Raw genomic sequence first — 24,445 nt, 5'->3', positions numbered from 1 at the left:
TATTTTTACAACTGCTCGGAAAACGCTTCGTCAGCGCTCTCAGGGACGTCAGTATAAATGGCGGGTGCAATCAGGCGAAAGCAGGTTTTGTTATGGTCAGGAATATAAAGCAAGCGTGCATGATTGGCCTCACAAAATGCTTGCGATAAATATAATCCCAATCCTGTACCAGCCTTATCGGTGGTAAAAAACGGATTAAACAAGTGGTTTAAATCTGCGCTACTAACGCCCGTGCCATCATCTAATACATCAATTATAACATCGTTATCGGCACAATAAATCTCGATTTCCACAACAGCATGAGGGTGAGCATAGCTGCTATAACGTAAGCCATTATTGATTAAATTAATAAAAACTTGCTCTAACTGATGCGGGTCGAACGAGATGGTCGGCTGCGTCTTCATGCGTAAAAAAACATCGTGGCCTTGAAAATAGTTTGCCAAAAAGGTTGGCATCCAGTCAGCAAGGTCAATCATTTGCTTATTGGCGGTCTGCTGGCGCGACAGTTTTAAAACGTCTTCTATAATACGATTGACGCGTTTTGTTTGCGTAAATATCATTTTATAAAGCTCATGGTTGCCAGCCATGTCATTATTTACGCTCGCCTCATTGTCTGCTGTCTGGCTTTCTTCGATATCTTCTATTAATAATTGACTGGCTTGCGAGATAGCGGCTAAAGGATTTCTTATCTCGTGGGCAATGCTGGCGGTCAGCTGCCCTAGAGAGGCCAGTTTTAATTGCTGGGCACCGGCTTGTTCACGGCGCAAATCTTCTAGAATGATTAGTTTGCTATCATCTTTTAACGGGATGATTTCGACACGCAGCTTACCGAAGACGGAGGCATTGGCAACAGCGGGTAACTCATAAATAAAGGTGCGAGATTGCCCAGTCTCTATGGATAAGCAGGCTTCAAAAAGCTGCAAATGTTGCTCGCGAAGCTGCTGCTGAAAGTCCGATAGCAGTTTATTATCGATATGATTTGCAGTGTTTTCGACGCCGTCATTTGGCGAGCTGCTTAACGTGCTGTTGGTATCGAGATTTTCTGTTAGTATCAACACCGAAGGATTTGGAATGCTAAGCAGCTGATGGGCGGCAAGGTTGGCTAAAACCACCTGCTCGCAATCCATGACGATGACCCCATTGGCCATTTGCGCGATGACTTCTTGATTGATGACGTTTAAGCGTTTGACTTCTTTGGCGTGGCTTGCGGCTACTTTTTCGGCTTGTACCAAGCGCTGCGAGATAGTCCAACTTAAACCACCAACTGCCAAAAAACTGGCTGACATCAGGAGCGCATCACCCAAATTTGCCAAACTCATGCTATTGGCAATGGCATAAAAAAACTGTTGGTAGATAACAAAGATAATCGCCAGCAACGTGATAATGAGCGCTTGCGAGCTGTGCAGCAGCATAAAGCTTGCGGCAACCACCACCATATAGAGCATAGTCAACTGCAAATCGGGTGCCCCAGCGGTATAAAGCAGTAAGCTTAAAATGATGACATCTACTGCCAAACCAAAAGCCAACTGCCGCCGCAAATGCTTTGTCACCACATAAAATAATCCCAGTAAGATTAGGCTTAGCAGGACATAAAAACTGAGCGCGGTTTGCTGCAAAAAGCTCGGCAATGATGAGCCATCGCTTGCGCGCGCCGTGATATAGACCATCAGCATAGAAAACAGGCTAACGATAAAGCGATAGCTGCTATAAATCAGCCCCAACCTGCGCAGCTGCGGCAGAGGTAAGGTCTCGTCGCGCTGTAAATAGTGAGTAACAGTCGCTATGATGCTCCTAGCAGATTTCATAGGTTTTGACGACGACGCAGAGTGCAGAGATTTCATAGGCTTTAGGATTTCATAGGCTTTAAGATTTCGTAAGCGTTAAAGTTTTCACAGGCTTTAAAGGCTTTATAAATTGACCGGAATAAACGGAGAAGGGCTTAACGCGCTTAGCGACTTACGGTTGAATAAGACCATGACGAATGGCCAAATGAGTCAATTTCACATCGCTATCGACGCCAACTTTTTCATAAATACGATAACGATAGGTATTGATGGTTTTGACGCTGACAAATAGTTGGTCGGCGATTTGCTGTGGACTTTGGCAGTTTACCACCATCATCGCAACCTGTTTTTCGCGATCACTTAATAAGTCAAACGGTGAGCTGGCGTTATCAGATAACAGCACATCTGCCAACTGCTCGACCACGTCTTGGCTAAAATAACGCCCGCCTTGATAGACTTTTTTTACCGCGCGAATCATCTCATCCAGTGGCGTCCCTTTAGTGATGTAGCCATTGACGCCCGCTTTAATAAGCATCGAAGGATAAGGCTGCGCTGACATGCTGCTGACGGCCAAAATCTTAAAGCCCATGTCAAGCTGAATAAGGCGTTTGGTTGCTTCTAGGCCGCCAATGTTTGGCATATTGACATCGAGCAATATCACGTCAGGACGCAGCTGTTTTGCTAGTTTAATTGCCATATCACCGCTATCTGCTTCGCCAACGACTTCGATATCGGCACTATCTGCCAACATACGGCTAATACCCATCCGCACCAAATCATGATCATCTACTACTAATACTCGAATCATAGTCATACTCTTTTCTATCGGTCAGAATAAAGGCGCGCTGCTAAACGCAAACTGTCTTATTTTCTTATTATAAAAGCCAATTCCGCTTAAATTAACTACTATAAAGGGATGCATTCACAAAGTCCCTTATATTAAGCATCCTACTTTAATATTAACTTTGCAATACAGCGGTTATCAGCATCAATGTAAGACTATATTGCGCTAATGTTAATTAGTATTGCTGTAATATAAAGTAAATGTAGTAAAATTTGAATGTGATGAAAAAATGCCATCTAATTGATTTAGTAGATTAAACTTAAATGCAAACCATGATACACTAAAAATACAAAAACTCTATGTGAGTATCTACAAACACATCTATAAACGCTACGTACGTGGTTGATGTTAGTTAGTATGTAACTGATTTTCTAAACTGGTTCTCTAACTAACAGCAGCACGGCTGCAGGAGGCATAATGAAGCAACTACCATTAACCAAACAGCAATTAATCGCTGCTCTGATTTCATTGAGTTTGGGCAGTGTTGCACAAGCGGCACTGACCATTAATGGTAGTTCTAGCGCTGAATCTAGCGCTCGTGTAAGCTGGGGCGGTGCCGACAGCTTATCTGAAGCGCGAAAGATTATGTACAAAAGCAGCAATAGCTCGCCGATTAAAAAAGTAGACAACGGCTATGGCGCGACCAATATTACGAATACCCATAGTTTTGGTAGTAGTAATAATGGCTTTAATAATACCAACAGCTACAACACTGCTTATCGGGGCGGTTTTAACAGCGGTAGTATGATTCCAATCAGCACCGATTCGCGTAGTGTCGCGGTCATCGATGCTGAAACAGGTGAAACCATCTACGAAAAAGATGCTGATATTGCCCGTCCAATGGCAAGTATTACTAAACTCATGACAGCGATGGTGGTATTGGACGCTGGGCTTGATATGCGGGAAGAGATTACCCTTGATCCAGAAGATTTCGTCGGGCCAAAACGCGCCAGCTCACGCCTAAAGTCAGGTGATCGTTTAAACCGTGCTGAGATGCTGCTCATGGCATTGATGAAATCAGAAAATCCAGCAGCAAAAAGCCTAGCGCGCAATTATCCAGGTGGCTACAGTGCCTTTATGCGCGCAATGAACCGTAAAGCTCAAGACTTGGGCATGACCACAGCCTTTTTTGGCGATCCAACAGGTCTTGATAAACGTAATGTTGCTTCATCAAATGATTTGGTTAAAATGGTTCGCGCTGCTGGTAACTATGACGTGATTCGTCGTTTTTCTACCACCAAAAGCTATGATTTTTATGTTTCTAACTACTCAAGCGGTAACCGCACTTATAAAGCCAATAACACCAGCAGCTTGGTTCGTTCGGGCGATTATCCAATCGGTATCTCAAAAACCGGCTTTATCAATGAAGCAGGTCGTTGTGTGGTGATGGAAACGCGCGTCAATAATCGTCCTGCGATTATCGTGATTTTGGGCGCAAACAGCTCAGCGACGCGTTGGGGCGATGCTAAAAACATTTTAAACAGTTTGGCGACTCGCCGTACGGTGTAAGGTTGCAGTTTTAGTTTTGTGAAAAAAGGCTGTTATACGATATAACAGCTTTTTTATTGTGTTAAATTTAGGAAATCAACATGATTCAAGCATCGACTGTCACGTCAGCGCCCAAGCTATACTTACTCACCAATGACGATGAGTTTACCATTTTATATGCCAAATTAAGGGCAGCATTGGCGACAGGGTTGATAGCGCTATTGCAAATCCGTCGCAAAAAAACCTTACAATCGGCAAATGGCAAAGCAAAGCTTTATGAGGAAGCACAGCAAATCGCCCGCTTAGCCAAAACCTATAATGTCCCCGTCGTCATCAACGACGATAGTAAACTTGCCGAAAAACTGGGTGTCGGTGTGCATTTAGGTCAGCAAGATGGTGAAATTGCTGATGCTAGACGTCGTCTGGCGCCTAATCAAATGATTGGTCGTACTTGTCATGGCGATGTAGCGCTGGTTAAAAAAGCAAAAAACGCGGGCGCAAGCTATGCCGCGATGGGCGCTATTTTTGCTTCAAAAACCAAACCCAATGCCAATACCATATCTCGCCAGCAGCTCATAGATGGCTGTCAGCAAGGGATTGATATTTGCGTCATAGGGGGATTAACGGCAGAGAATATAACCGAGCTCGCAGGATTGCCAATTGCTTATGTGGCGGTCGTCGGCGATATTATGGATTTGCCCGTGCAGCAAATTGCCGCGCGTTGTCAGCAATGGCAGCAGGCGCTTAGCAATTGGTAAGTGCCTGCTGAATAAGAGTTCAATTTAAAATAATGACATTTTTGAAATCGTGTTTATTTAAGTAGCCTTTATTTGAACAGCGCTGCAACGTTATTCGGCATGTTTCATACATAAAGTCGCGTAGGGCAGAGCTTTTAGGCGTTGCTCTTCGATTTGTTTGCCACATACTTCGCATTCGCCGTAGGTGCCGTTTTCAATACGGCTTAGCGCATTTTCGACATAAATGAGGCTTTGGCGCGCCTCATCCATCAAACTTGCGCGCATATCATTCTGACGGTATGAGATGGCTTGATCTTCCCAATGTTCATTGAGGTCATCTGGTGGATTTTGAATATGATCTTCGATTTTATCAATTCGGGTTTCATACTCTTCTTTTAGGTTTAATAGGTCTTGTTTGGCAGCGTCAATATCGATACTCATAGGTTTCTCCTAATGGGTTATTTTTATTGTTAGGGTTATTATTTATTATAACTGGTTATTATAGCTGGTTATTATAACTGGCCGCTTTGTTATAAAAGGCGGCGCTTAGCATAAACACTTATTGCATCATAAACAGCCTAACGATGAAGTACCACCACGAAATGTTACTGATTTTTAAAGTTACCGCTTATGATAGAAATTTAGGCCATTTTTTAGTAATAAAGGCTATTGAGCAAAATTTATCGTAGGTTGTTTATGAGTGCTTACTAAAAACTGCTAGAATACACCGCTTTAAATTCTTGCTTGGACAGTTTTATAACACCAAGCGCGAGAATGAACCATAACATACGTTTTAAAATGACTAATTAATAAAAATGTTTAGCAGTTAGCAAACAGCCATATTGTAGATTAACCATAGATGATGCATAGGAGCAGGTAATGAATTTTTTGCGTATGAGTGAGCTGGACTTAACGGATAAAGTGGTGTTGATTCGTGAAGACTTAAATGTGCCTGTTAAAGACGGTAAAGTCGCAAGCGATGCGCGCCTGCAAGCCAGTTTGCCTACCATTAAAATGGCGCTAGAAAAAGGCGCGGCGGTGATTGTGTGCTCACACCTCGGTCGTCCGACGGAAGGTAGTCTTGAGGCCATCTATTCGCTTGCACCAGTTGCTGACTATTTAAGCGACAAATTACAAGCGCCGGTATGCTTAAACAATGACTATCTGGCTGAGGGCGTGGCAATCAATGCAGGCGAGGTCGTCCTACTAGAAAACGTGCGTTTTAATAAAGGCGAGAAGAAAAATGATGCAGCGCTGGCGCAGAAATATGCGGATTTATGCGATGTTTTTGTCATGGATGCGTTTGGTACGGCGCACCGCGCGCAAGCGTCCACGGAAGGCGTGACCCAAGCCATGCAGCAAGCGGGCAAAGTCGCTTGCGCTGGACCTTTATTGGCGGCCGAGCTTGATGCGTTAAGCCTTGCGCTTGAAACGCCAGCCCAGCCCATGCTTGCAATTGTTGGTGGCTCAAAAGTCTCGACCAAACTTGAAGTACTACACAGTTTGGCTGAAGTATGCTCGCAAATTATCGTTGGCGGCGGTATTGCCAATACTTTCTTAGCGGCGCAGGGTCATAGCGTTGGCGCCTCACTATATGAAGCGGAACTCATAGATACAGCGCGCGATATTATGGGTAAAACTGAGATTTTATTGCCCGAGTATGTCGTTGTTGTCGATAAAGGTGAGATTGATTTTGCAGATTTTACTGGCTCGCTACAAGAAGCGGCCGCTACCATTAAGTCTGTCGATGCGATTGGCGAGAATGACATGATATTAGACATCGCGCCACAAAGTGCTGAGCAATTGGCTGATGCTATCATCAAGGCAAAAACCATTTTATGGAATGGGCCAGTCGGTGTTTTTGAAGTCGATGCTTTTGGCCAAGGTACTCAAATCGTAGCAAATGCGGTGAAGAGCAGCCAAGGTTTTTCGATTGCAGGCGGCGGCGATACTTTGGCGGCGATTGACAAGTATCAAGTGGCTGACGGGGTAAGCTACATGTCAACAGGTGGCGGGGCGTTTTTGGAGTTTGTAGAAGGTAAAGTGCTGCCGGCTGTTGCTGCCTTACAAATTGACGCGTAACTTTTTAACGATACTTCAGCAGTTGAGTAACACTAGACGTACAACCTAGCGTGAGCATCTGGGGTAGGCTATGAAAATAATAAAGTGACCGCTAACCGTCATGTTTGTCTTTTCTTTCATCTCTAACTTGTCAGTCTGAAAGTAGCAGTATGAAGATAATAGGCGTAGATGGTCGCTAATTATTATTAAGTGGTAATTATTTGTTTCTATACTGAAAATTATTATTGCGTGCCCAATTTGCACTCTATAAAATAGCGCAAATCATGCATTTGGCATGCTTTATTTACAGGAGGTTTGTTATGTTAAAACGTCATTTGTTACTTGCTAGTGTACTTGCTGGTACTTTTGCAATCACGGCATGTAGCCAAGAAACACAAGATAAAACTGAGGCTGCTGCTGAGTCAGCTGGTGATGATGCTGCTGCCAACACTCAAGAGGCTGCCGCTGAAACAGAAGCCGCTGCTGCTGATGCTGAAGTAGCTGCACAAACTACTGGCCAAGAGCTCTCTGATGACGCACAAGTGGCTGGCGCGGAAGCAAGCGAAGCCACACAAAATGCTGGTGAAGCGGTTGTGGTAGGCGCAAATGAAGCCGTTGCCAACACTGCTGGCGTGGTTGCCGATGGCGCCGCTGCTGTTGAGGATAAAGCCAATGAAAACGTCGTAGAAGCAGAGCAGCAGTACTAATTAGTTGCGCAGCAGTTATACTACTTTAAGTTGTATGACTTTAAGTTATATTATTTTAATAATTAACTTGCATGAGTAGCGCTCTGATAGACAACTATTTTATAAACCCTTGAAGTAATAAAAAGCTTTGGTAATTGCCAAGGCTTTTTGCGTTTTAACAATTGAAAAGCTAAAACATGCCATAAGTAATCAGTCTCTCCAAACCCGTCCGCTCAACAAATAGTCGCGCAACGGCTACGAAGCGCAGGCAAAATTTGCTATAATCTGCGCCTAATAATTGCTAGCAAAAATGCGGCATTTTTTACCACCCGCTCTATCATGCTGCCTACCTGCATAAATGTCTTGTAGTCTTAAATGTCTTGCAGTCTTAAATATTGCAGCGATGATAGAACACTTGTAATCACCTATCTTTTACAAGTACTTATTTTAAAATCTAATCAGAGAGCGTTTTATGGCCTTAATATCTTTACGTCAACTTTTGGATCATGCCGCTGAGCACAGCTATGGTGTCCCTGCCTTTAACGTCAACAATTTAGAGCAGATGCGAGCCATCATGATGGCGGCCGACGCCTGTGATTCACCCGTCATTGTGCAAGCCAGTGCGGGCGCACGTAATTATGCAGGGTCTGCGTTTTTGCGTCATCTGATTATTGCTGCTATCGAAGAGTGGCCACACATTCCTGTCGTCATGCATCAAGACCATGGCATGTCACCGGCTATCTGCCAGCGCTCAATCCAGCTAGGTTTTTCATCGGTGATGATGGATGGCTCGCTCGGAGAAGACGGCAAAACGCCAATGGATTATAATTATAATGCCAGTGTGACCCGCGAAGTCGTTAAGATGGCGCATGCGTGCGGCGTTTCTGTCGAAGGCGAGATTGGTTGCTTGGGTAGCCTTGAAACGGGTATGGCGGGCGAAGAAGATGGCTCAGGCGCAGAAGGCGTACTTGATCATGAGCAGCTATTGACCAGTGCCGATGAAGCCGAGCAGTTTGTTAAAGATACCAATGTTGATGCGCTCGCTATTGCAATCGGTACCAGTCACGGCGCGTATAAATTTACCCGTCCACCGACAGGCGATATCTTATCGATTGAGCGCGTCAAAGAGATTCATGCGCGTATTCCAAACACCCATTTAGTCATGCACGGCTCATCATCAGTGCCGCAAGAATGGCTAAAAGTCATCAATGAAAACGGCGGTGATATCGGTGAAACTTATGGTGTTCCCGTCGAGCAAATCGTTGAAGCGATTAAGCATGGCGTACGTAAAGTTAATATCGATACTGATTTGCGTTTGGCATCAACGGGCGCTATCCGTAAATTTTTAGCAGAAAACCCAAGCGAATTTGATCCTCGTAAATACTTTAAAGCTTCTATGGTTGCGATGTCAGATATCTGTACCAATCGTTTTGAAGCTTTTGGTTCTGCTGGTCAAGCGCATAAAATTCGCCCAACTAGCCTTGAAGGTATGGTCGATTTTTATCAATAAAATTGTTGCTCAGATATGCTGATTTAATGACAGCAAAGCGGCTTTTTTTCGCAAGTTCTATAAACAGTTTTTATATTCATATTTTATAAAAGGTGGTAGATGATGATTGGATTGATTAGCGGACAGGTGCAGTATTTGATGGCGCCGACTGCCTGTGTCATGACCACCTCTGGCGTAGGCTACGATATAGAGCTGCCGCTGCCGTCATTTTGCCAGTTGCGTCTTAATGAGCAGGCGAGCATTTGGACGCATTTTCATGTGCGTGAAGACGCGCAGCTGCTCTACGGTTTTATCGATCGTAAAGAGCGCGATGTCTTTCGTCAATTGATTAAAATTAATGGCGTTGGGGCAAAAATGGCGCTGGCGATGCTATCGGCAATGTCAGCCGCTGAGCTAAAAATGCACGTCGAACAAGAGTCAGAGACTGCATTGACCCGTATTCCGGGCATTGGCAAAAAGACCGCACAGCGTCTATTGATTGAGCTAAAAGACAAGCTGAAAAATATCGAAGTCGATAACAGCAATTTAGAATTTGCGCTGCAGCCTGCACCCGTTTCTGCTGAAGGCAGTATCATCGCTGAAGTCGAAGGTGCGCTGATTAGTTTGGGTTATAAAGAAAGAGAAGCGCAGCAAGCGATTAAGGCAGCAAAAAGTAACGGCGATACCTTTGCCGATACGCAAAGCCTGTTAAAAGCCACTTTGCAGCAGTTATCTGGCTTTTAAGCCTGTTATAGTAGATTCAATTAAAAAAGTTACAGCGATACAGGGATGAATTTTGCGCAGCCTCTGGGAACGCAGCAAGCAAGGAAAATTTATCCCTGTATCGCCTCTGAACTTATGACAGTTTTACTTTTAACTGATTGTAACTCGGTACTTTATGGTGTCAGCAATCCTAAACAAATAAGCGACAGTCATTGTCGCTTATTTTTGTTTTAGGCTGTGCTTTATTGACTCGCTGCTTTATGATGTTTTGCATGACTTATACGCGGCGTTTGGTTATGCTGTTTATTACCTAGTCTTTTAAAAATAATGATTTCAATAAATGATAAAACCTATGATGCAAGATCGTTTGATTAATCCGCTCGAAGGGGCCGGTGATGCGCCTGATGCCAATATTCGACCAGCGTTATTGGCTGAATACATCGGACAACCAGTGGTACGCGAGCAGATGGAAGTATTTATTGGCGCTGCTCGCGGCCGCGATGAGGCTTTAGACCATACCTTGATTTTTGGTCCGCCGGGACTTGGGAAAACCACGCTGGCTAATATCATTGCTCGCGAAATGGGCGGTAATTTGCGCTCAACCTCAGGCCCCGTGCTTGAACGCGCTGGCGATCTGGCAGCGATGCTGACCAATTTAGAAGCGGGTGATGTGCTCTTTATCGATGAGATTCACCGTTTAAGTCCAGTGATTGAAGAAATTCTTTATCCAGCCATGGAAGATTTTCAGCTCGACATTATGATTGGTGAAGGGCCTGCGGCGCGTTCTATTAAGCTTGATTTACCACCGTTTACCTTAGTCGCCGCAACCACGCGAGCAGGACTATTAACTTCGCCACTGCGTGATCGTTTTGGGATTGTACAGCGCTTAGAGTTTTATAATATTGCAGATCTGACGACGATTGTTAGCCGTGCTGCGCGCCTGATGCGGGTGCCGATGAGTGAAGATGGCGCGGTGGAGATTGCTCGCCGTTCACGTGGTACGCCAAGGATTGCTAACCGTTTGTTGCGCCGCGTGCGCGATTATGCCGAAGTCAAAGGCGATGGCAGTATTAATGGCGCGATAGCAGGTAGTGCGCTCGATATGCTTGCCGTTGATAGGCGTGGTCTTGATCATTTAGACAGACGTTATATCGAGATATTGCATGAGCGCTTTGATGGTGGTCCGGCAGGCGTCGAAGCGATTGCAGCGGCGATGGCTGAGGATCGCGGTACGCTTGAGGATGTGATTGAGCCATATCTTATTCAGCAAGGTTATGTGCTGCGGACAGCGCGCGGTCGCGTTTTGACGCAAATGGCGATCGACCAAATGTTATAGTTTGAAATCAAAATCTTAGAAAATAAGAATGCAATTTACGCCAAAACACGCCAAATAACGACGATAATAGCCAGTAGATAAAAAATTGGCGCAAACCAACCAACCTGCGTGGCAATAGCAATAAACACGGCAAAGCCTGACAGCGCTAGCCAATCACGGCGACGGTCATTGAGCATATCAGCACGGATTTGCTGTATTTCTCGCAGCTGACTGTCTTGACGCGAGCCTTGAGAGGCAAGGCTTTGTAAACCTTGGTCTAGCAGCTTAGGAATATCAGTCGTTGATAATAAAAGCTCTGGCAACTGCTGACGTAAGTGTTGCAAGTTACGCATCGGATCGAGCTGCTCTTTAACCCAGCCGCTTAAAATAGGCTTAGCAAGCGACCAGATATCAAGCTCAGGATATAAATCGCGGCCAAGTCCTTCGACATGCACCAAGGTTTTGAGCAGCAGCATCAATTGCGGCGGGATGCTCATATGATAACGACGCGCAATGTCTAAAATTTGCATCAACACCCCAGCAAAATCAATATCATTGATGGATTTTTGCAGCATAGGCCCGACCGTGCGTTTCATATCGCGCATCAAGGCGTGCTTATCGGTGTTGGGTGGTATCCAACCAGCACGGCTGACAATATCAACCATCGCCGTAAAGTTGTTATTCATTACCGATAACAGCATACGCGCCACAATAAGCTGATCGTCCTTTGATAAGGTGCCCATAATGGCGCAATCAAGCCCGATATAGCGCGGCTCATGACCTAAGTTAACCGCTGTCATATCCGCGCTGAGCGTTTTAATTGGCGGCGTCTCTACGAAGACATTCCCCGGATGCATATCGGCATGAAAAAAGTTATCGCGAAATACTTGGGTAAAAAATATCGTTAAGCCTTTTTCTGCCAATGTTGCACGGTCATAACCAAGCTTGTCAAACACCTCAACCTGCGAGATAGGGACGCCTTGGATACGCTCCATCACCATGACGTTTTTGGCAGCGTTATAAACTTCAGGCACATACATGAGGGCTGAGCCCAAAAAGTTATTGCGCATCTGCGTCGTATTGTCGGCCTCTAAGGTCAAATCCAATTCATTTAGCATGACTTGGCGATAATCTTCGACAATATCGATGATACGTACGGCGCGCGCCGCTTCGATACGCGCCGATGCCCAATTGGCAAGCTCACGCAGCAGCTCAAAGTCTGCCACAATAGTGGCGCGGATATTAGGACGAGCCACCTTTACCACCACTTCACGCCCATCGTGTAAGGCAGCGGTGTGTACTTGGGCGATGGATGCGGCTGCTAGTGGCTTAACATCAAAACGAGCAAATAAGGTGTCGATAGATTGACCAAGGCCGTATTTGGCATCTTGGATTTGGGCAATGGCGACGTCCGAATCAAAAGGTTTGACTTTATCTTGCAGCTGCACCAATTGCTCAATAATCTCAGGCGGCACCAAGTCGCGACGCGTTGACAGCAGTTGTCCCAGTTTTAAAAACAGCGTCCCCATATCTTCAAGCGCGTACTTGATGGCGTTTGGTTGGTGTTTTTTGCCCCAAGCTGCAGGATGCAGACGAATTAAACGCGCCAAAGGTTGTAGCTGCGGTGCTTCTTCAACAGAAAGATGGGTATCAATACGATAGGCGGCGGCGATACGCCAAAGTTCAAGTAAACGGGCGCGATGAGATAGTAGCATGAGGTATGGTTACTCTAAAAAAGTCAAAAATAGGGCAAAGTCTATGACTGTTTACAGTCAGCCTGTAAGCAATCATAGCCGCTATTTATTATTATCTATGATTGGTTAAACGTGCTTGCTCATCTTTGATCGCCGCAAGCCTCGCTTCTTCACGCTCGACATCCACGCGCAGTTTTAGTAATTGCTGCTTTAGATCACTCACCTCAGTCATGTCCATCGGGTCAGGAGTACTATTGCCTGCTACGTCGTTGGCCCAGTCGCTGACGTCATCAAAAGCGCGTTTGGCGCTATGACGCCAGCTGCTTTTTAACTGTGATATAAGCAGGTGCAATTGACTGGCCATCGGTTTGCCAATAAAAGGTTCAAGCTGTCCAGCAACATCAGGATCAAATCCTGCAACTAACTGTTTTAACTGCATCAACACCTTATAATCTCCAGCGATAGGCAAGTTGCCTTCGGTACCGCGCATTAGGTTAAGCAGCTGGGCTGGATTGTCGACGGTCACGACACAATCTGGGCGACTGTGACCGATACGTGCTTTATTTAAACTGGCTCTTTGGCGCTCATCCATATTGCCGCTTGGCTCAAACACGCTTTCAGTAGTGACAGGCTCAAAACGTAAGCGCTCATCGGTAAATAACACGTCCAAATGAATCTCAGGCATGGACATATTTAGACGCAGCACTTTGCCCGCAAGCGGTGCTAGCCCAGCTTTGGTAATCTCATCGCTGGCAATGGCGATATTAATCAGCTTTTCGGCACCCGCCAAAAGTAAGACAGTCAGCATAAGGTTCTCATATATTTAGTTAAGCGCCTGTTAAAAAGCGCCAATTCTACTCAGATTAGAAGTTGCGAATATTAGGCAGTAGCGTTTTTGACGCCATTGTCATATCTTTTATAACTAAGCTTTTTGTAATTAAGCTTTTTTATAGTTAAGCTTTAAAACCGCGATGCACCGCAACGATACCAGCCGTCAAGTTATGATAGTCACAATTTTCAAAACCTGCTTGCTGCATCATTTGTTTAAGCGTCTGCTGGTTAGGGTGCATACGAATCGATTCTGCCAAGTATTGATAGCTTTCAGAATCGTTAGCGACCAGCTTACCCATGATTGGCAACGCCGTAAATGAGTACAAATCATAAGCTTTTGATAATGGCTCAAACACAGGTTTTGAAAATTCTAAAATCAGTAATCGACCGCCTGGCTTGAGCACGCGGTACATAGCTTTTAGGGCAGCGTCCTTGTCTGTGACGTTACGCAGGCCGAAGCTGATGGTCACCAAATCAAAGCTTTCATCATCAAAGGGCGCTAAAGTTTCAGCGTTTGCTAAGACAAAATCAACGTTGTTACAGCCAGCATTGATAAGGCGCTCGCGGCCAACTTCTAACATCGCCGCATTGATATCTGATAACACCACATGACCATTGCGACCGACTTCACGGCTAAATACTTTGGCCAAATCACCCGTACCGCCTGCAATATCAAGGACGTGTTGACCCGAACGCACGCCTGATAAGCTAATCGCGTAGCGCTTCCATAAGCGATGAATACCAAATGACATTAAGTCATTCATAATGTCGTATTTTTTGGCAACTGAGGTGAAAACATCGGCAACACGCGCTTGTTTTTCCGCTTTATTGACCGTCTTATAACCAAAATGGGTTTGCTCATTGCCATCGGTATCGGGCGTATGCGGATTATTGATGTCATCACGCTGGTTAAATAGCGTTTGTTTGGTGGTTTGTGCCTGCGCAGAAGTCGTGCTTGCGCGGTCATTTAAAGTAGGGTTGGTGTTGTTGTTTATCGTGTTTGGCATAGTCGTTTGTTGACCTTGTGGCGTTCCAGTTGGTAAGTCTTGCACTTGAGTAAAGTTATTATTATTGCTGCTATCGACTGCGGCATTTGCATTAAGTGATGCACTAGAACCAGAGCTTTGACGGGCTTTTACTTGGTCGGTGATATTTTGATTATTGGCAATACTGTCTTTGACCAATTTATCTTGTAGATGGCCATGAGAGGTAGCATTGATTTCGGCATTGGTGTCGACATTGTTATTTGAGTTATCAGTCATACGATTATCCTATTATTCGTTTTTATGTATTCGTTTTCATGATGGCGTATTTAAGCATTATTTGAGCAGGGTTTAAACACTGTGCCGCGCAGTTAGCCACGAGCATTATTGACCCTATCATACACCAAACGCTGCTGGCTTACCGCCATTATCCGTATTATGAACCTCATCAATAATCTCAAGCTCACGCTCACAAAACGGTTCGATAAAGCTGCTCACACTTTTTAGCGGCTTCATCGCTTTAAAACCTGAGTCAATAAAGTCGTAAAGCGGCTGGAAATTATGGCGATAAGCCGCGCCTTTTGCGAGACCAAAGGCTTTTTTGAGCATAAATGAGTTCAAATCTTTATCGGTGCGATAGCAGACCTCTTTTAGATTGTTAATTTGCACGCGGCGCTCGTTTGCCTCATCAACCGCGCGGTAAGCAGCGAGCATATTTTCTTCATTAACCGCTAAGTCTTGCGCCACCAACCACTCGGCCAAATGTAAATCCAACTCAATGGCTAAAATCGACGCCTGAATTCCCATGCTGCCCGCTTCTAAAGAAGCCTCTTTAGCAAGGCGCTCTAATTTTTTGGCTTTAGGAAGGATGCGGCCTAATTGCTCTGCCAATACTTTAAACTCGTCACCACCGTATAGCTGCGTCAAAAAATACTCTGCCATTGGCTGGTTTTTTGGTTGTTCAAACAGCGCGCTATGGGTGCGTTTGATACGCGCTTGTTGCCATGCTTGCACTTCTTTAAGCTTAGTATTTAAGGCAGCATTTTCATGATGTGGCAGCGCCCAAAAACGGTTTAAGTGCTGTTGTAAATTGGCTAAAGCAGACATGGAAGGTCATCCTATAAAAAGTAAAAATGGCAATTATTTTGATGATAAAAAGGTTCAAGTGGTACTACAGGCTGGGATCTTGGGCATATTAAAGCATGCTCGCAAGATTTTGTTCACCTTAAAAGAAAATAAAGCAGAATACAAATGCCAAACTGTTACATAGCAGGGTTATTTACCAAATTGTCTCAATGTTATGATTAGCTGTATAAAGAAGAGAGTTTATAAAAACCATAAATAAGACCTGTATAAAACATTATCTAATAATAAAGCGAGCATGGACATGAGCAAACAAGAGGATACGACTGAAACCAAAGAAGCACAAGAAGCACAAGCCGTTAGTAAGCAATTTTCGATGGACAAAGATGCCCTGCGCTTGGCATTGGTGACCGCGCAGTTTGCCTTGCGCGCCACGCGGCAACAATCACCGAAAAACACTAATAAACCAACGGGACTCTTGGTGCTGGTCAATGGCATGGAGCAAGCAGGGAAGGGCACAGCGGTCACGCAGCTGCGCCAGTGGGTTGACCCGCGCTTACTTAAGGTTGAAGCAACTATTGGAGATTGCCCTTTAGAATATCAGCCGATTTGGCAGGTGCACACCAAAGCGTTGCCGCGCCACGGCGATGTGATGGTGTATTTCGGCAATTGGTACGCTGATTTGCTTTATAACGTCATGAGGATGGCAACCCAAGAAGATGAAGATAATGATGTTAAAAAAAGTGAGGATAAGCATAATAAGAAGCTGAAAAATAAAACTTTGCCTATTGGCCAATGGCAAGACTATTTAAAAAAAGAACTCACCAAACTACAAGCCTTTGAGCAAGACCTTGCTGCCAACCAAACCAAGCTTTTGAAATGCTGGTTTCGTGTCGATATTGACACCTTGCAGGCACGGCTTAATGACGACGAGGTTGAGCCAGAATTTCTGTATCAAATTGACTGGAAAAGTAAACAGGTCGTCGAGACCTTTAATGAGGTAGCAACAGCGCTATTACGCCAGCAAAATGATTGGATTATCATCGATGGTGCTGATAAATCACAGGCTGCTACCCATTTTTGTCATGAAGTCTTGCAAGCGATGCAAACCGCATTAGCAAGTAGTAAAGAAGCAAGTAGTAAAGCAGAAAGTGAAAAGTCAAAAAAGATGACAAAGTTTGAACCAGTAAAAATCCCTCAAACCCTAATAAATATCGACGATAGCGAGATAGATAAGGATAAATATCATAAAGCGCTTGCCGATAAGCAAGCCCGCCTTGCTGAGTTGCTGCGTGCGCGCCAAGGTCGGCATGTGGTATTTGCCTTTGAAGGGATGGATGCCGCTGGTAAAGGCGGCGCTATTAAAAGACTGGTGGCGCCGCTCGACCCCCGTGAGTATCAGATTTATAATATTGGCGCGCCGATGTTATATGAATTGCAGCACCCTTATTTATGGCGCTTTTGGACCAAACTGCCGAACGAGCAAACCGATCGTATCAGCCGTATCGCCATCTTTGACCGCACGTGGTACGGGCGCGTATTGGTTGAGCGCATTGAAGGTTTGGCTACTGATAACAAATGGCAGCGCGCTTATGATGAAATCAATCGCTTTGAGGCAGATTTAGTGGCAGCTGGGACGATCGTTATTAAATATTGGCTGGCTATTGATAAAAAAGAACAGCTCGAGCGCTTTGAAGCGCGTGAAGATACGCCGCATAAACAGTTTAAATTGACTGACGATGACTGGCGCAATCGTGATAAGTGGTCAGATTATGTGCAATCGGCCGCTGATATGCTGGCTCGTACCAACACCAAGGACGCTCCTTGGGCCATCATCGCCACCAATGAAAAGCGGCAAGCGCGCCTAGATGTGTTAGACCATGCGATTGATCAGCTATCTACAGCACTTTCTAACATTGAGAGTTAAACGCGAATATAGATGAAAAATTTATGCAAGCTTGATGACTGCTATTATTTTTGCTCAGCAAATTTATAGAATTTAACAACAATTTTTCACTAAGTTTGTGGCTTTCCGGCACTGTGTCTGTATGGTTACAAATCTTGCAATATCATCATGCATTATGTGTCTATATTTAATATAATAGGCGCGTAATAATTCGGCTTGCTACTAAAATAGCAGAGCAGTCGGCTAGGGCATCTTTTATAAAAATGCTTTGGTTATTACCAACAGAATTGTCACAACCAACGTTATCACTAGAAAAAACTAAGCCGCAAGATGCTGTAATCGGACGATTTGGCAATATCACTTGCGGCTTTATGACATTTTGCGTGATGGTTTTTATCTGCTGTATTTATTGTGAGCAAGCTACGTGAGGAAGCAATAACCATACAAACTAGCAGGTCGCTATATTAATAATATATTGCAAGGCCGTTATTAAACCAGTTTTTTAAATCAGTTCTTTAAAGCAATAGTTCAAAGCAGTAGATTAAAACAGTAATTTAAGAAAGACATTCAAGCCAATTTTCAAACCGTTATTTCAAAAACACGTTGCGTACCCGCTATCACAATGTTGGGTGGTGAAAACAACACCATCAATAGCGCCGCAATGTTATCAATCACCTATAATTTCAATCAGCTTACGCAGGACGTATCAACGTATGGGTATTAGCAGCAGTTCTAGAGGACCAACCAAAGCCGTCGGTTCTATGAGAATCAATCTATTTTTTGCCATTTTACTGATTGCGATGACCGCTTACTTTTTATGGTGGGGTCTAGATTACACGTTGCATCAGCAGACAGCGCTATTTATTGTAGCGACGGCTTTTGGTGTCTTTATGGCATTCAATATCGGTGGTAACGACGTCGCCAACTCCTTTGGTACCTCAGTGGGGGCAGGGACGTTGACGGTGCCGCAAGCCCTAGGTATCGCGGCGATATTTGAGGTATCAGGCGCGGTGCTGGCAGGCGGTGAAGTCACCGATACCATTCGCAGCGGCATTGTTGATTTAGATGGCTTGTCGGTATCACCCAACCAGTTTATTTATGTGATGCTCTCAGCGCTCATCGCAGCGGCGTTTTGGTTGCTGTTTGCCACCAAAAAAGGTCTGCCGGTTTCGACCACGCATGCTATTATCGGCGGCGTTGTTGGTAGCTCCATTGTGCTAGGTGTCACCTTAGGTGGTACCGACATGGCATTGTCTGCCGTGAATTGGGGTACGATTGGGACAATTGCTATCTCTTGGGTCATATCGCCGCTACTAGGTGGCTTTTTTTCTTACTTTTTATACGGACAGATTAAGAAAAATATCATTGAATATAATGATAGAACCGAGGCGCATATTGCAACGCTAAAAGGCGAGAAAAAAACCTTAAAGCACAATCACAAAGAGTATTTGGAAAGTCTGACAGAGTCAGAGCAACTGGCGTATACATCAGCAATGCTGCGTGATCAAGAAATCTACAAAGACGATGATTGCGATGTTGAGGATTTAGAGACCGATTATTACAAACAGCTTTATGAAATTGAGCACGAACGTAGTAGCCTTGACACCCTAAAAGCCCTTAAACAGTGGGTACCGCTCATCGCTGGTGCTGGCGGTGCGGTCATGACGTCATTGGTCGTCTTTAAGGGCCTAAAGAATGTCAACAGTAACATGACAACGCTGCAAGGCTTTTTTATCATGGGCATGATAGCGGCGCTGGTGTGGCTTGCGACCTTTATTTATACCAAGAGTATCCGCGGTAAGCATAAAGAGGATTTGACCAAAGCAACCTTTATTATGTTTAGCTGGATGCAGGTCTTTACCGCGTCAGCCTTTGCTTTTAGTCATGGCTCAAACGATATCGCCAACGCCGTCGGTCCCTTTGCCGCCATTATGGATGTTATCCGTACCAATAGCATAGCGACCGAAGCGGCGGTACCACCTGCGGTAATGTTGACCTTTGGCGTCGCACTTATCGTCGGTCTTTGGTTTATCGGTAAAGAAGTTATCCAAACCGTTGGCACCAATTTGGCAAAAATGCATCCTGCGTCAGGCTTTTCAGCGGAACTGGCTGCTGCTGCTGTCGTTATGGGCGCCTCTACCATGGGTCTACCTGTATCAAGCACGCATACGCTAGTTGGTGCGGTACTGGGTATCGGTATGGTCAATCGAGATACCAACTGGGCGCTTATGAAGCCTATCGGTCTAGCATGGGTGATTACCTTGCCTGCTGCCGCCTCGATGTCGGCCATTAGTTATGTTGTGTTAAGTAATATTTTCTAAAACAACTTGTAAAATTAAAGCTTTATAGCTCTTAATTAAGAAGTTAACGCTAAAACTTACGGTTTACTTTTATAACAAAAAACGCTTATCAGCATGATGCCGATAAGCGTTTTTTTATGTCCAAGAAAATCTTAATTGGAAAAACTTAATCGGTACCAAATTGCTTACGTTTTTTAGCAAAGAAGCGATCTAAGCGATCCATTGCATTTTCTAAATCATGCAAGTTTGGTAAAAATACCAGACGGAAGTGGTCAGGTGCGTCCCAGTTAAAGCCGGTGCCTTGGACCATTAAGACGTTTTCTTCTATCAATAAATCCATCATAAACTGCATGTCATCTTTGATAGGATAAACCTCAGGATCCATCTTTGGAAAGCAATAAAACGCCCCTTGTGGCATGGTGCAAGAAATGCCTTTAATAGCGTTTAAGCGTGTGACCGCCATTTCGCGCTGCTTATAGAGACGTCCTGTTTTAGAGGTCAAATCCTTCATGCTTTGATAGCCGCCCATCGCCGTTTGAATGGCATATTGACCTTGAACGTTGGAACATAGGCGCATAGATGCCAGCATGTCTAAACCTTCAATAAAGTCGGCAGCATGGTCTTTTTTACCCGAAACCATCATCCAGCCCGCTCGAAAACCTGCGATTCGGTGCGACTTTGATAAACCATTATAAGACAGTACCAGCACATCATCGGTCAAGGTGCTCATCGGCGTATGCTCCATGTCATCATAGAGAATACGGTCATAAATCTCATCAGCCATGATGATTAAATCATGCTCTTTTGCGACCTCAGTAATTTGTAGTAATACCTCATCACTATACAGTGCGCCCGTTGGGTTATTGGGGTTAATAACCACGATGCCTTTGGTTTTAGGGGTAATTTTAGCTTTAATGTCTTCAATATCAGGATGCCAATTGTCGGCTTCATTACAGCGATAATGCACCGCTGTACCGCCTGCTAAGTTGGCCGCTGCCGTCCACAGCGGGTAGTCGGGCATGGGCACAAGGACTTCATCGCCATCATTCATCAAGGCCTGCATGGTCATCACAATCAGCTCAGAGACGCCGTTGCCCAAATACACATCGCGCACATCAACAGCCGAGAGTAAGCCCTTTGACTGATAATACTGCAAGACCGCTTTACGCGCTGCAAAAATCCCTTGTGAGTCTGAATAACCCGTCGCTTCTGGCAAATTCATCGCCACATCGCGCAAAATCTCGTGCGGCGCTTCTAGGCCAAACGGCGCAGGGTTACCAATATTCAGCTTTAAAATGCGCTTACCTTCAGCTTCCATTTTATTGGCTGTCTGCAAAAGCGGGCCACGAATGTCGTAGCAAACGTTTTGTAATTTATCGGATTTTTTAATTGGATTCATAGAGTGACCACTCATCGGGTTGTTTGGTGAATTTGTTACGGGGGTAGGGGTTGAGGCTGCCGTAATCTCTGGTGTTTGATTGGCGGGCGTTTTATTTTTATTATTAGAAGACACGCTCTTGGTTGAATCTGTACCGTTATTCATTTCATGTTCCAGCTCGCCGCGCAATAGGTAACCTTCGCTGCAGCCTAAGATGCGAGCGAGCGTCGGCAGCTTCGATGACACAATACCATTGGTGCCGCGCTCCCAGTTGGATATAGCACCGCGACTGACCTTTGCGCCTGCTGCGGTCATTGCTTGCGCCAATTGCTCGGCGGTCATGCCTTTGTCACGGCGCAGCTGTATCAGCCGTTCGGCTTGCGTGCTTTGAGGAGCTTGTGGAAATTCGCTATCAGCCATTGTTATTTAAACCCTTTATTAAATATAATCTTGTAATAATGCAAGATATTATTGCATATAGTCTTTTAATGCAAGTAAAGATATAAGTATAATGATATTTATCTAACAACTATATTAATTTGTAAGAATAACTTGCATTATCATCGTTGATTGAGTGCTTGAAATCCTTTCTGCCGTTTAAAAACTATTTTTACGTTAAATAATTCACTAATAAAATAAAGCGAACAGTGTCCTCGTTTAATAAAATTACAACTTTACTCATTTGGTTAGCGGCATAATTTGCTATATTTTACTTTTCTATCTCTGATGTCATGTCTCAAATTCTTGGGCTTTAAGCTAGTAGATTTACTACTTTTATAAGCACTGCCTTGAATAGTTAGCCGATAAGCAGCAGATAAAGCCTATCGTTTTATAAAAACGAACGATAAATTTTGTGAGTAGATGGCATACAGCAAATGAGATAACCAATCATTTAATAAGGATAAAAAATGCAAGACAATCAATTAAGCAAAGAAGAAATCAGCCAATTGACCGAAGCGGATTGGAAAGAGCGCCTGACTGCAGATGAGTACCATGTGATGCGTGAGAAGGGCACTGAGCGCCCATTTACCGGTGTCTATAACGATGTCAATGATAAAGGTATCTATCGCTGTAAAGGCTGCGGGGCAAGTTTGTTTGAGTCGGACAACAAGTTCGATGCAGGTTGTGGCTGGCCAAGCTTTGATCAAAGTATCGATAATAGCGCTATCGATGAGCACGAAGATAACTCGCTTGGCATGCGCCGTACCGAAGTGACGTGCAGCAATTGTGGCGCGCATTTAGGCCATGTATTCCCCGATGGACCGCGTGAGACCACAGGTATGCGCTACTGCATCAACTCAGTGTCTATCGATTTGGATAAAGCTGAAGAGTAAGTATCAATATAGTCAGTATTTTAGTTAAAGTTAGGCTGATAAAAGGAAGTACATGGTGCTTCCTTTTTTCTTATAAGCATGTAAATTTATGATAAAAATAACAAGACAATCAATTTAAGGATGAATATGAGCACTATTTACGATTTTACCGCTGAACGTATGGATGGCACCTCGCAAGCCTTTAGCGATTATAAAGGTAAAGTATTATTAATCGTCAATACCGCCAGCAAATGTGGCTTTACGCCGCAGTTTGAAGGGCTCGAGGCGCTGTATCAACAATATAAGGAGCAAGGACTCGTTGTGATTGGCTTTCCTTGTAATCAGTTCGGCGCGCAAGACCCGGGGACTAATGATGAGATTGGGGCATTTTGCCAAAAGAATTATGGCGTTAGCTTTCCGATGATGGCAAAAGTTGATGTCAACGGTAAGGATGCCCATCCAATTTTTGCTTGGCTAAAAAACCAAAAGAGCGGACTGCTGACAGACGGTATTAAATGGAATTTTACTAAGTTTTTGATTGGACCAGATGGGCAAGTCATTGACCGTTATGCGCCAACCACCAAGCCTGACGCCCTTAAAGCGGACATCGAGCGCGCGCTAGTAGCTAAATAAACGATAAGCTAAAAAAATTATTGGTTTTGAAGAAAATATAAAGCCAATAAAAACATAGGTTTGCATAAATTGTGGCTAAATTAAGAAAAAATACGCAAGAAAACGGCAAATAGGGTTTGACAGCCATGTGTAAATGTATATAATACACACCCACAGCAAGGGTGATTAGCTCAGTTGGTAGAGCGTCTGCCTTACACGCAGAATGTCGGCGGTTCGAATCCGTCATCACCCACCACTTATTAGCGAGTGAGTCTTTTAGAAGATGAAATGCTAAAAACGACCTAAGCAGCGGTAGTTCAGTTGGTTAGAATACCGGCCTGTCACGCCGGGGGTCGCGGGTTCGAGTCCCGTCCGCTGCGCCATATTTAAAACGAATTTAAACTTTCGAGTTTAAGCAAGTTTTGCCTCAAGTATTCGTTTACTTGAGGTTTTTTTGTGTCTAATCTTCCTATTAAACCCTTTCTTTATAAGGGCTGGATACTTTCTCTCTATTCATCTTTATCAGATAGTCTGCTCTTTAACAATGCATGAATGATAATTTTTTGCGCATAAGCTCTATCTTTTGAAAATCGGTGAACCGCCCCGACTTTATCGGAGAGTGATTTACTTGAGTCAGGCAACAATGCCTGACAGGATTAAATTATCATAGTACCGCTTTTCAAACTCAAAGGGTGACACATATCCAATCGTGCTATGCAGTCGTGTTTTATTGAACCAATCTACCCACTCAAGGGTTGCCAGTTCAACATCATTAACGCCAGTCCAGCTCTCCTTTAGATACTCAATCACCTCAGACTTATAGAGTCCATTGACTGTTTCAGCCAATGCGTTGTCGTATGAATCGCCTGTTGTACCAACAGAAGCAATAACACCGCTGTCAGCCATCTTATCAGTATAGCGAATGGATAAGTACTGAACCCCTCGATCACTGTGATGAATCACATCTTTGGGATTATTTCTATCTGCTATTGCTTGGTTCAATGCCGCCATTACCATATCAGTATTCATGCGATTAGAGACTTTCCAGCCCACAATAGCGCGGGCAAACACATCAATGATAAAAGCGGTATAAACCCAACCGCTTGTCGTCTTGATATAGGTAAAATCTGCAACCCACAGCTGATTAGGACGATGAGCGCTAAAGTTACAATTGACCAAGTCATCAGCGCCCTTTTGATCGTCACGGCTGTTGGTGGT

21 protein-coding genes and 2 tRNA genes are annotated in these 24,445 nt (G+C 44.4%); 14 read left to right on the top strand and 9 right to left on the bottom strand.

Annotation, left to right across the window (positions count from 1 at the left end):
- Nucleotides 1-5 precede the first annotated feature (5 nt).
- Both B4240_RS09850 and B4240_RS09845 read right to left on the bottom strand, forming a co-directional pair.
- On the bottom strand, nucleotides 6-1,841 hold the full coding sequence (locus tag B4240_RS09850; protein WP_296238807.1) for a sensor histidine kinase: 1,836 nt from the start codon (nucleotides 1,839-1,841) through the stop codon (nucleotides 6-8).
- Nucleotides 1,842-1,956: 115 nt separating this feature from the next.
- Complete coding sequence (locus tag B4240_RS09845) at nucleotides 1,957-2,592, bottom strand: response regulator (RefSeq protein WP_296238805.1); 636 nt, start codon at nucleotides 2,590-2,592, stop codon at nucleotides 1,957-1,959.
- Nucleotides 2,593-3,045: 453 nt separating this feature from the next.
- Here B4240_RS09845 and B4240_RS09840 point away from each other — a divergent pair, with 453 nt between their 5' ends.
- Entirely contained in the window at nucleotides 3,046-4,137 is a 1,092-nt protein-coding gene (locus B4240_RS09840; protein ID WP_296238803.1) for a serine hydrolase, read from the top strand.
- An 80-nt stretch (nucleotides 4,138-4,217) separates the two neighbouring features.
- Entirely contained in the window at nucleotides 4,218-4,874 is a 657-nt protein-coding gene (locus B4240_RS09835; RefSeq protein WP_296238801.1) for a thiamine phosphate synthase, read from the top strand.
- Between the two features lie 90 nt (nucleotides 4,875-4,964).
- Here the strand turns inward: B4240_RS09835 and B4240_RS09830 are convergent, their stop codons facing one another.
- Entirely contained in the window at nucleotides 4,965-5,294 is a 330-nt protein-coding gene (locus B4240_RS09830) for a TraR/DksA family transcriptional regulator (protein WP_296238800.1), read from the bottom strand.
- 438 nt (nucleotides 5,295-5,732) lie between these two features.
- On the opposite strand from B4240_RS09830, the gene B4240_RS09825 reads away from it, so the two are divergent.
- The 5 genes from B4240_RS09825 to ruvB all read left to right on the top strand — a co-directional run bounded on the left by B4240_RS09825 (nucleotide 5,733) and on the right by ruvB (nucleotide 11,148).
- A complete protein-coding gene (locus B4240_RS09825) occupies nucleotides 5,733-6,935 on the top strand; it encodes a phosphoglycerate kinase (protein WP_296238798.1) in 1,203 nt (400 codons plus the stop codon).
- A gap of 299 nt (nucleotides 6,936-7,234) precedes the next feature.
- The gene (locus B4240_RS09820) at nucleotides 7,235-7,621 is read left to right on the top strand and encodes a hypothetical protein (protein WP_296238796.1); all 387 of its coding nucleotides are present in this window, start codon (nucleotides 7,235-7,237) and stop codon (nucleotides 7,619-7,621) included.
- A gap of 451 nt (nucleotides 7,622-8,072) precedes the next feature.
- On the top strand, nucleotides 8,073-9,110 hold the full coding sequence (gene fba, locus B4240_RS09815) for a class II fructose-bisphosphate aldolase (RefSeq protein ID WP_296238794.1): 1,038 nt from the start codon (nucleotides 8,073-8,075) through the stop codon (nucleotides 9,108-9,110).
- 102 nt (nucleotides 9,111-9,212) lie between these two features.
- Complete coding sequence (ruvA, locus tag B4240_RS09810) at nucleotides 9,213-9,833, top strand: Holliday junction branch migration protein RuvA (RefSeq protein ID WP_296238917.1); 621 nt, start codon at nucleotides 9,213-9,215, stop codon at nucleotides 9,831-9,833.
- A gap of 334 nt (nucleotides 9,834-10,167) precedes the next feature.
- Entirely contained in the window at nucleotides 10,168-11,148 is a 981-nt protein-coding gene (gene ruvB, locus B4240_RS09805; protein WP_296238915.1) for a Holliday junction branch migration DNA helicase RuvB, read from the top strand.
- Between the two features lie 35 nt (nucleotides 11,149-11,183).
- Here the strand turns inward: ruvB and B4240_RS09800 are convergent, their stop codons facing one another.
- The 4 genes from B4240_RS09800 to B4240_RS09785 all read right to left on the bottom strand — a co-directional run bounded on the left by B4240_RS09800 (nucleotide 11,184) and on the right by B4240_RS09785 (nucleotide 15,742).
- The gene (locus B4240_RS09800; protein WP_296238792.1) at nucleotides 11,184-12,842 is read right to left on the bottom strand and encodes an ABC1 kinase family protein; all 1,659 of its coding nucleotides are present in this window, start codon (nucleotides 12,840-12,842) and stop codon (nucleotides 11,184-11,186) included.
- 91 nt (nucleotides 12,843-12,933) lie between these two features.
- A complete protein-coding gene (locus B4240_RS09795) occupies nucleotides 12,934-13,629 on the bottom strand; it encodes a ubiquinone biosynthesis accessory factor UbiJ (protein WP_296238790.1) in 696 nt (231 codons plus the stop codon).
- A gap of 145 nt (nucleotides 13,630-13,774) precedes the next feature.
- Nucleotides 13,775-14,914, bottom strand: a complete 1,140-nt coding sequence (gene ubiE, locus B4240_RS09790; protein ID WP_296238787.1) for a bifunctional demethylmenaquinone methyltransferase/2-methoxy-6-polyprenyl-1,4-benzoquinol methylase UbiE — start codon at nucleotides 14,912-14,914, stop codon at nucleotides 13,775-13,777.
- A 117-nt stretch (nucleotides 14,915-15,031) separates the two neighbouring features.
- Nucleotides 15,032-15,742, bottom strand: coding sequence for an FFLEELY motif protein (locus B4240_RS09785; protein WP_296238785.1), 711 nt, complete (start codon nucleotides 15,740-15,742; stop codon nucleotides 15,032-15,034).
- On the opposite strand from B4240_RS09785, the gene B4240_RS09780 reads away from it, so the two are divergent.
- The 3 genes from B4240_RS09780 (at nucleotide 15,741) to B4240_RS09770 (ending at nucleotide 19,945) form a co-directional block, all read left to right on the top strand.
- Nucleotides 15,741-15,905 (top strand): hypothetical protein, encoded by a 165-nt coding sequence (locus B4240_RS09780; RefSeq protein WP_296238784.1) that lies wholly within the window; start codon nucleotides 15,741-15,743, stop codon nucleotides 15,903-15,905. The genes B4240_RS09785 and B4240_RS09780 overlap by 2 nt on opposite strands.
- Before the next feature lie 117 nt (nucleotides 15,906-16,022).
- Nucleotides 16,023-17,645 carry an ATPase gene (locus B4240_RS09775; protein WP_296238782.1) on the top strand — a complete coding sequence of 541 codons (1,623 nt, stop codon included), beginning with the start codon at nucleotides 16,023-16,025 and terminating at the stop codon, nucleotides 17,643-17,645.
- A 692-nt stretch (nucleotides 17,646-18,337) separates the two neighbouring features.
- Entirely contained in the window at nucleotides 18,338-19,945 is a 1,608-nt protein-coding gene (locus tag B4240_RS09770) for an inorganic phosphate transporter (RefSeq protein WP_296238780.1), read from the top strand.
- 145 nt (nucleotides 19,946-20,090) lie between these two features.
- On the opposite strand, the gene B4240_RS09765 is transcribed toward B4240_RS09770, so the two are convergent.
- Nucleotides 20,091-21,722, bottom strand: a complete 1,632-nt coding sequence (locus tag B4240_RS09765) for an aminotransferase class I/II-fold pyridoxal phosphate-dependent enzyme (protein WP_296238778.1) — start codon at nucleotides 21,720-21,722, stop codon at nucleotides 20,091-20,093.
- A gap of 488 nt (nucleotides 21,723-22,210) precedes the next feature.
- Between B4240_RS09765 and msrB the strand changes: the two genes are divergently transcribed.
- From msrB to B4240_RS09745, 4 genes are all read left to right on the top strand, one after another.
- Nucleotides 22,211-22,636, top strand: a complete 426-nt coding sequence (gene msrB, locus B4240_RS09760) for a peptide-methionine (R)-S-oxide reductase MsrB (protein WP_200663254.1) — start codon at nucleotides 22,211-22,213, stop codon at nucleotides 22,634-22,636.
- Nucleotides 22,637-22,762: 126 nt separating this feature from the next.
- Entirely contained in the window at nucleotides 22,763-23,248 is a 486-nt protein-coding gene (locus B4240_RS09755; RefSeq protein ID WP_296238776.1) for a glutathione peroxidase, read from the top strand.
- Nucleotides 23,249-23,407: 159 nt separating this feature from the next.
- Nucleotides 23,408-23,483, top strand: a tRNA-Val gene (locus tag B4240_RS09750).
- Between the two features lie 50 nt (nucleotides 23,484-23,533).
- A tRNA-Asp gene (locus tag B4240_RS09745) sits at nucleotides 23,534-23,610 on the top strand.
- A 250-nt stretch (nucleotides 23,611-23,860) separates the two neighbouring features.
- Here the strand turns inward: B4240_RS09745 and B4240_RS09740 are convergent.
- The coding region (locus B4240_RS09740) for an IS3 family transposase (RefSeq protein WP_296238774.1) at nucleotides 23,861-24,445 on the bottom strand (585 nt) is incomplete at its 5' end.

The organism is Psychrobacter sp. UBA5136 (genome assembly GCF_002414005.1).
GTDB lineage: Bacteria > Pseudomonadota > Gammaproteobacteria > Pseudomonadales > Moraxellaceae > Psychrobacter.
Note: the sequence above shows the minus strand (reverse complement) of the source record. Positions and strands in the feature narration are given on the sequence as shown.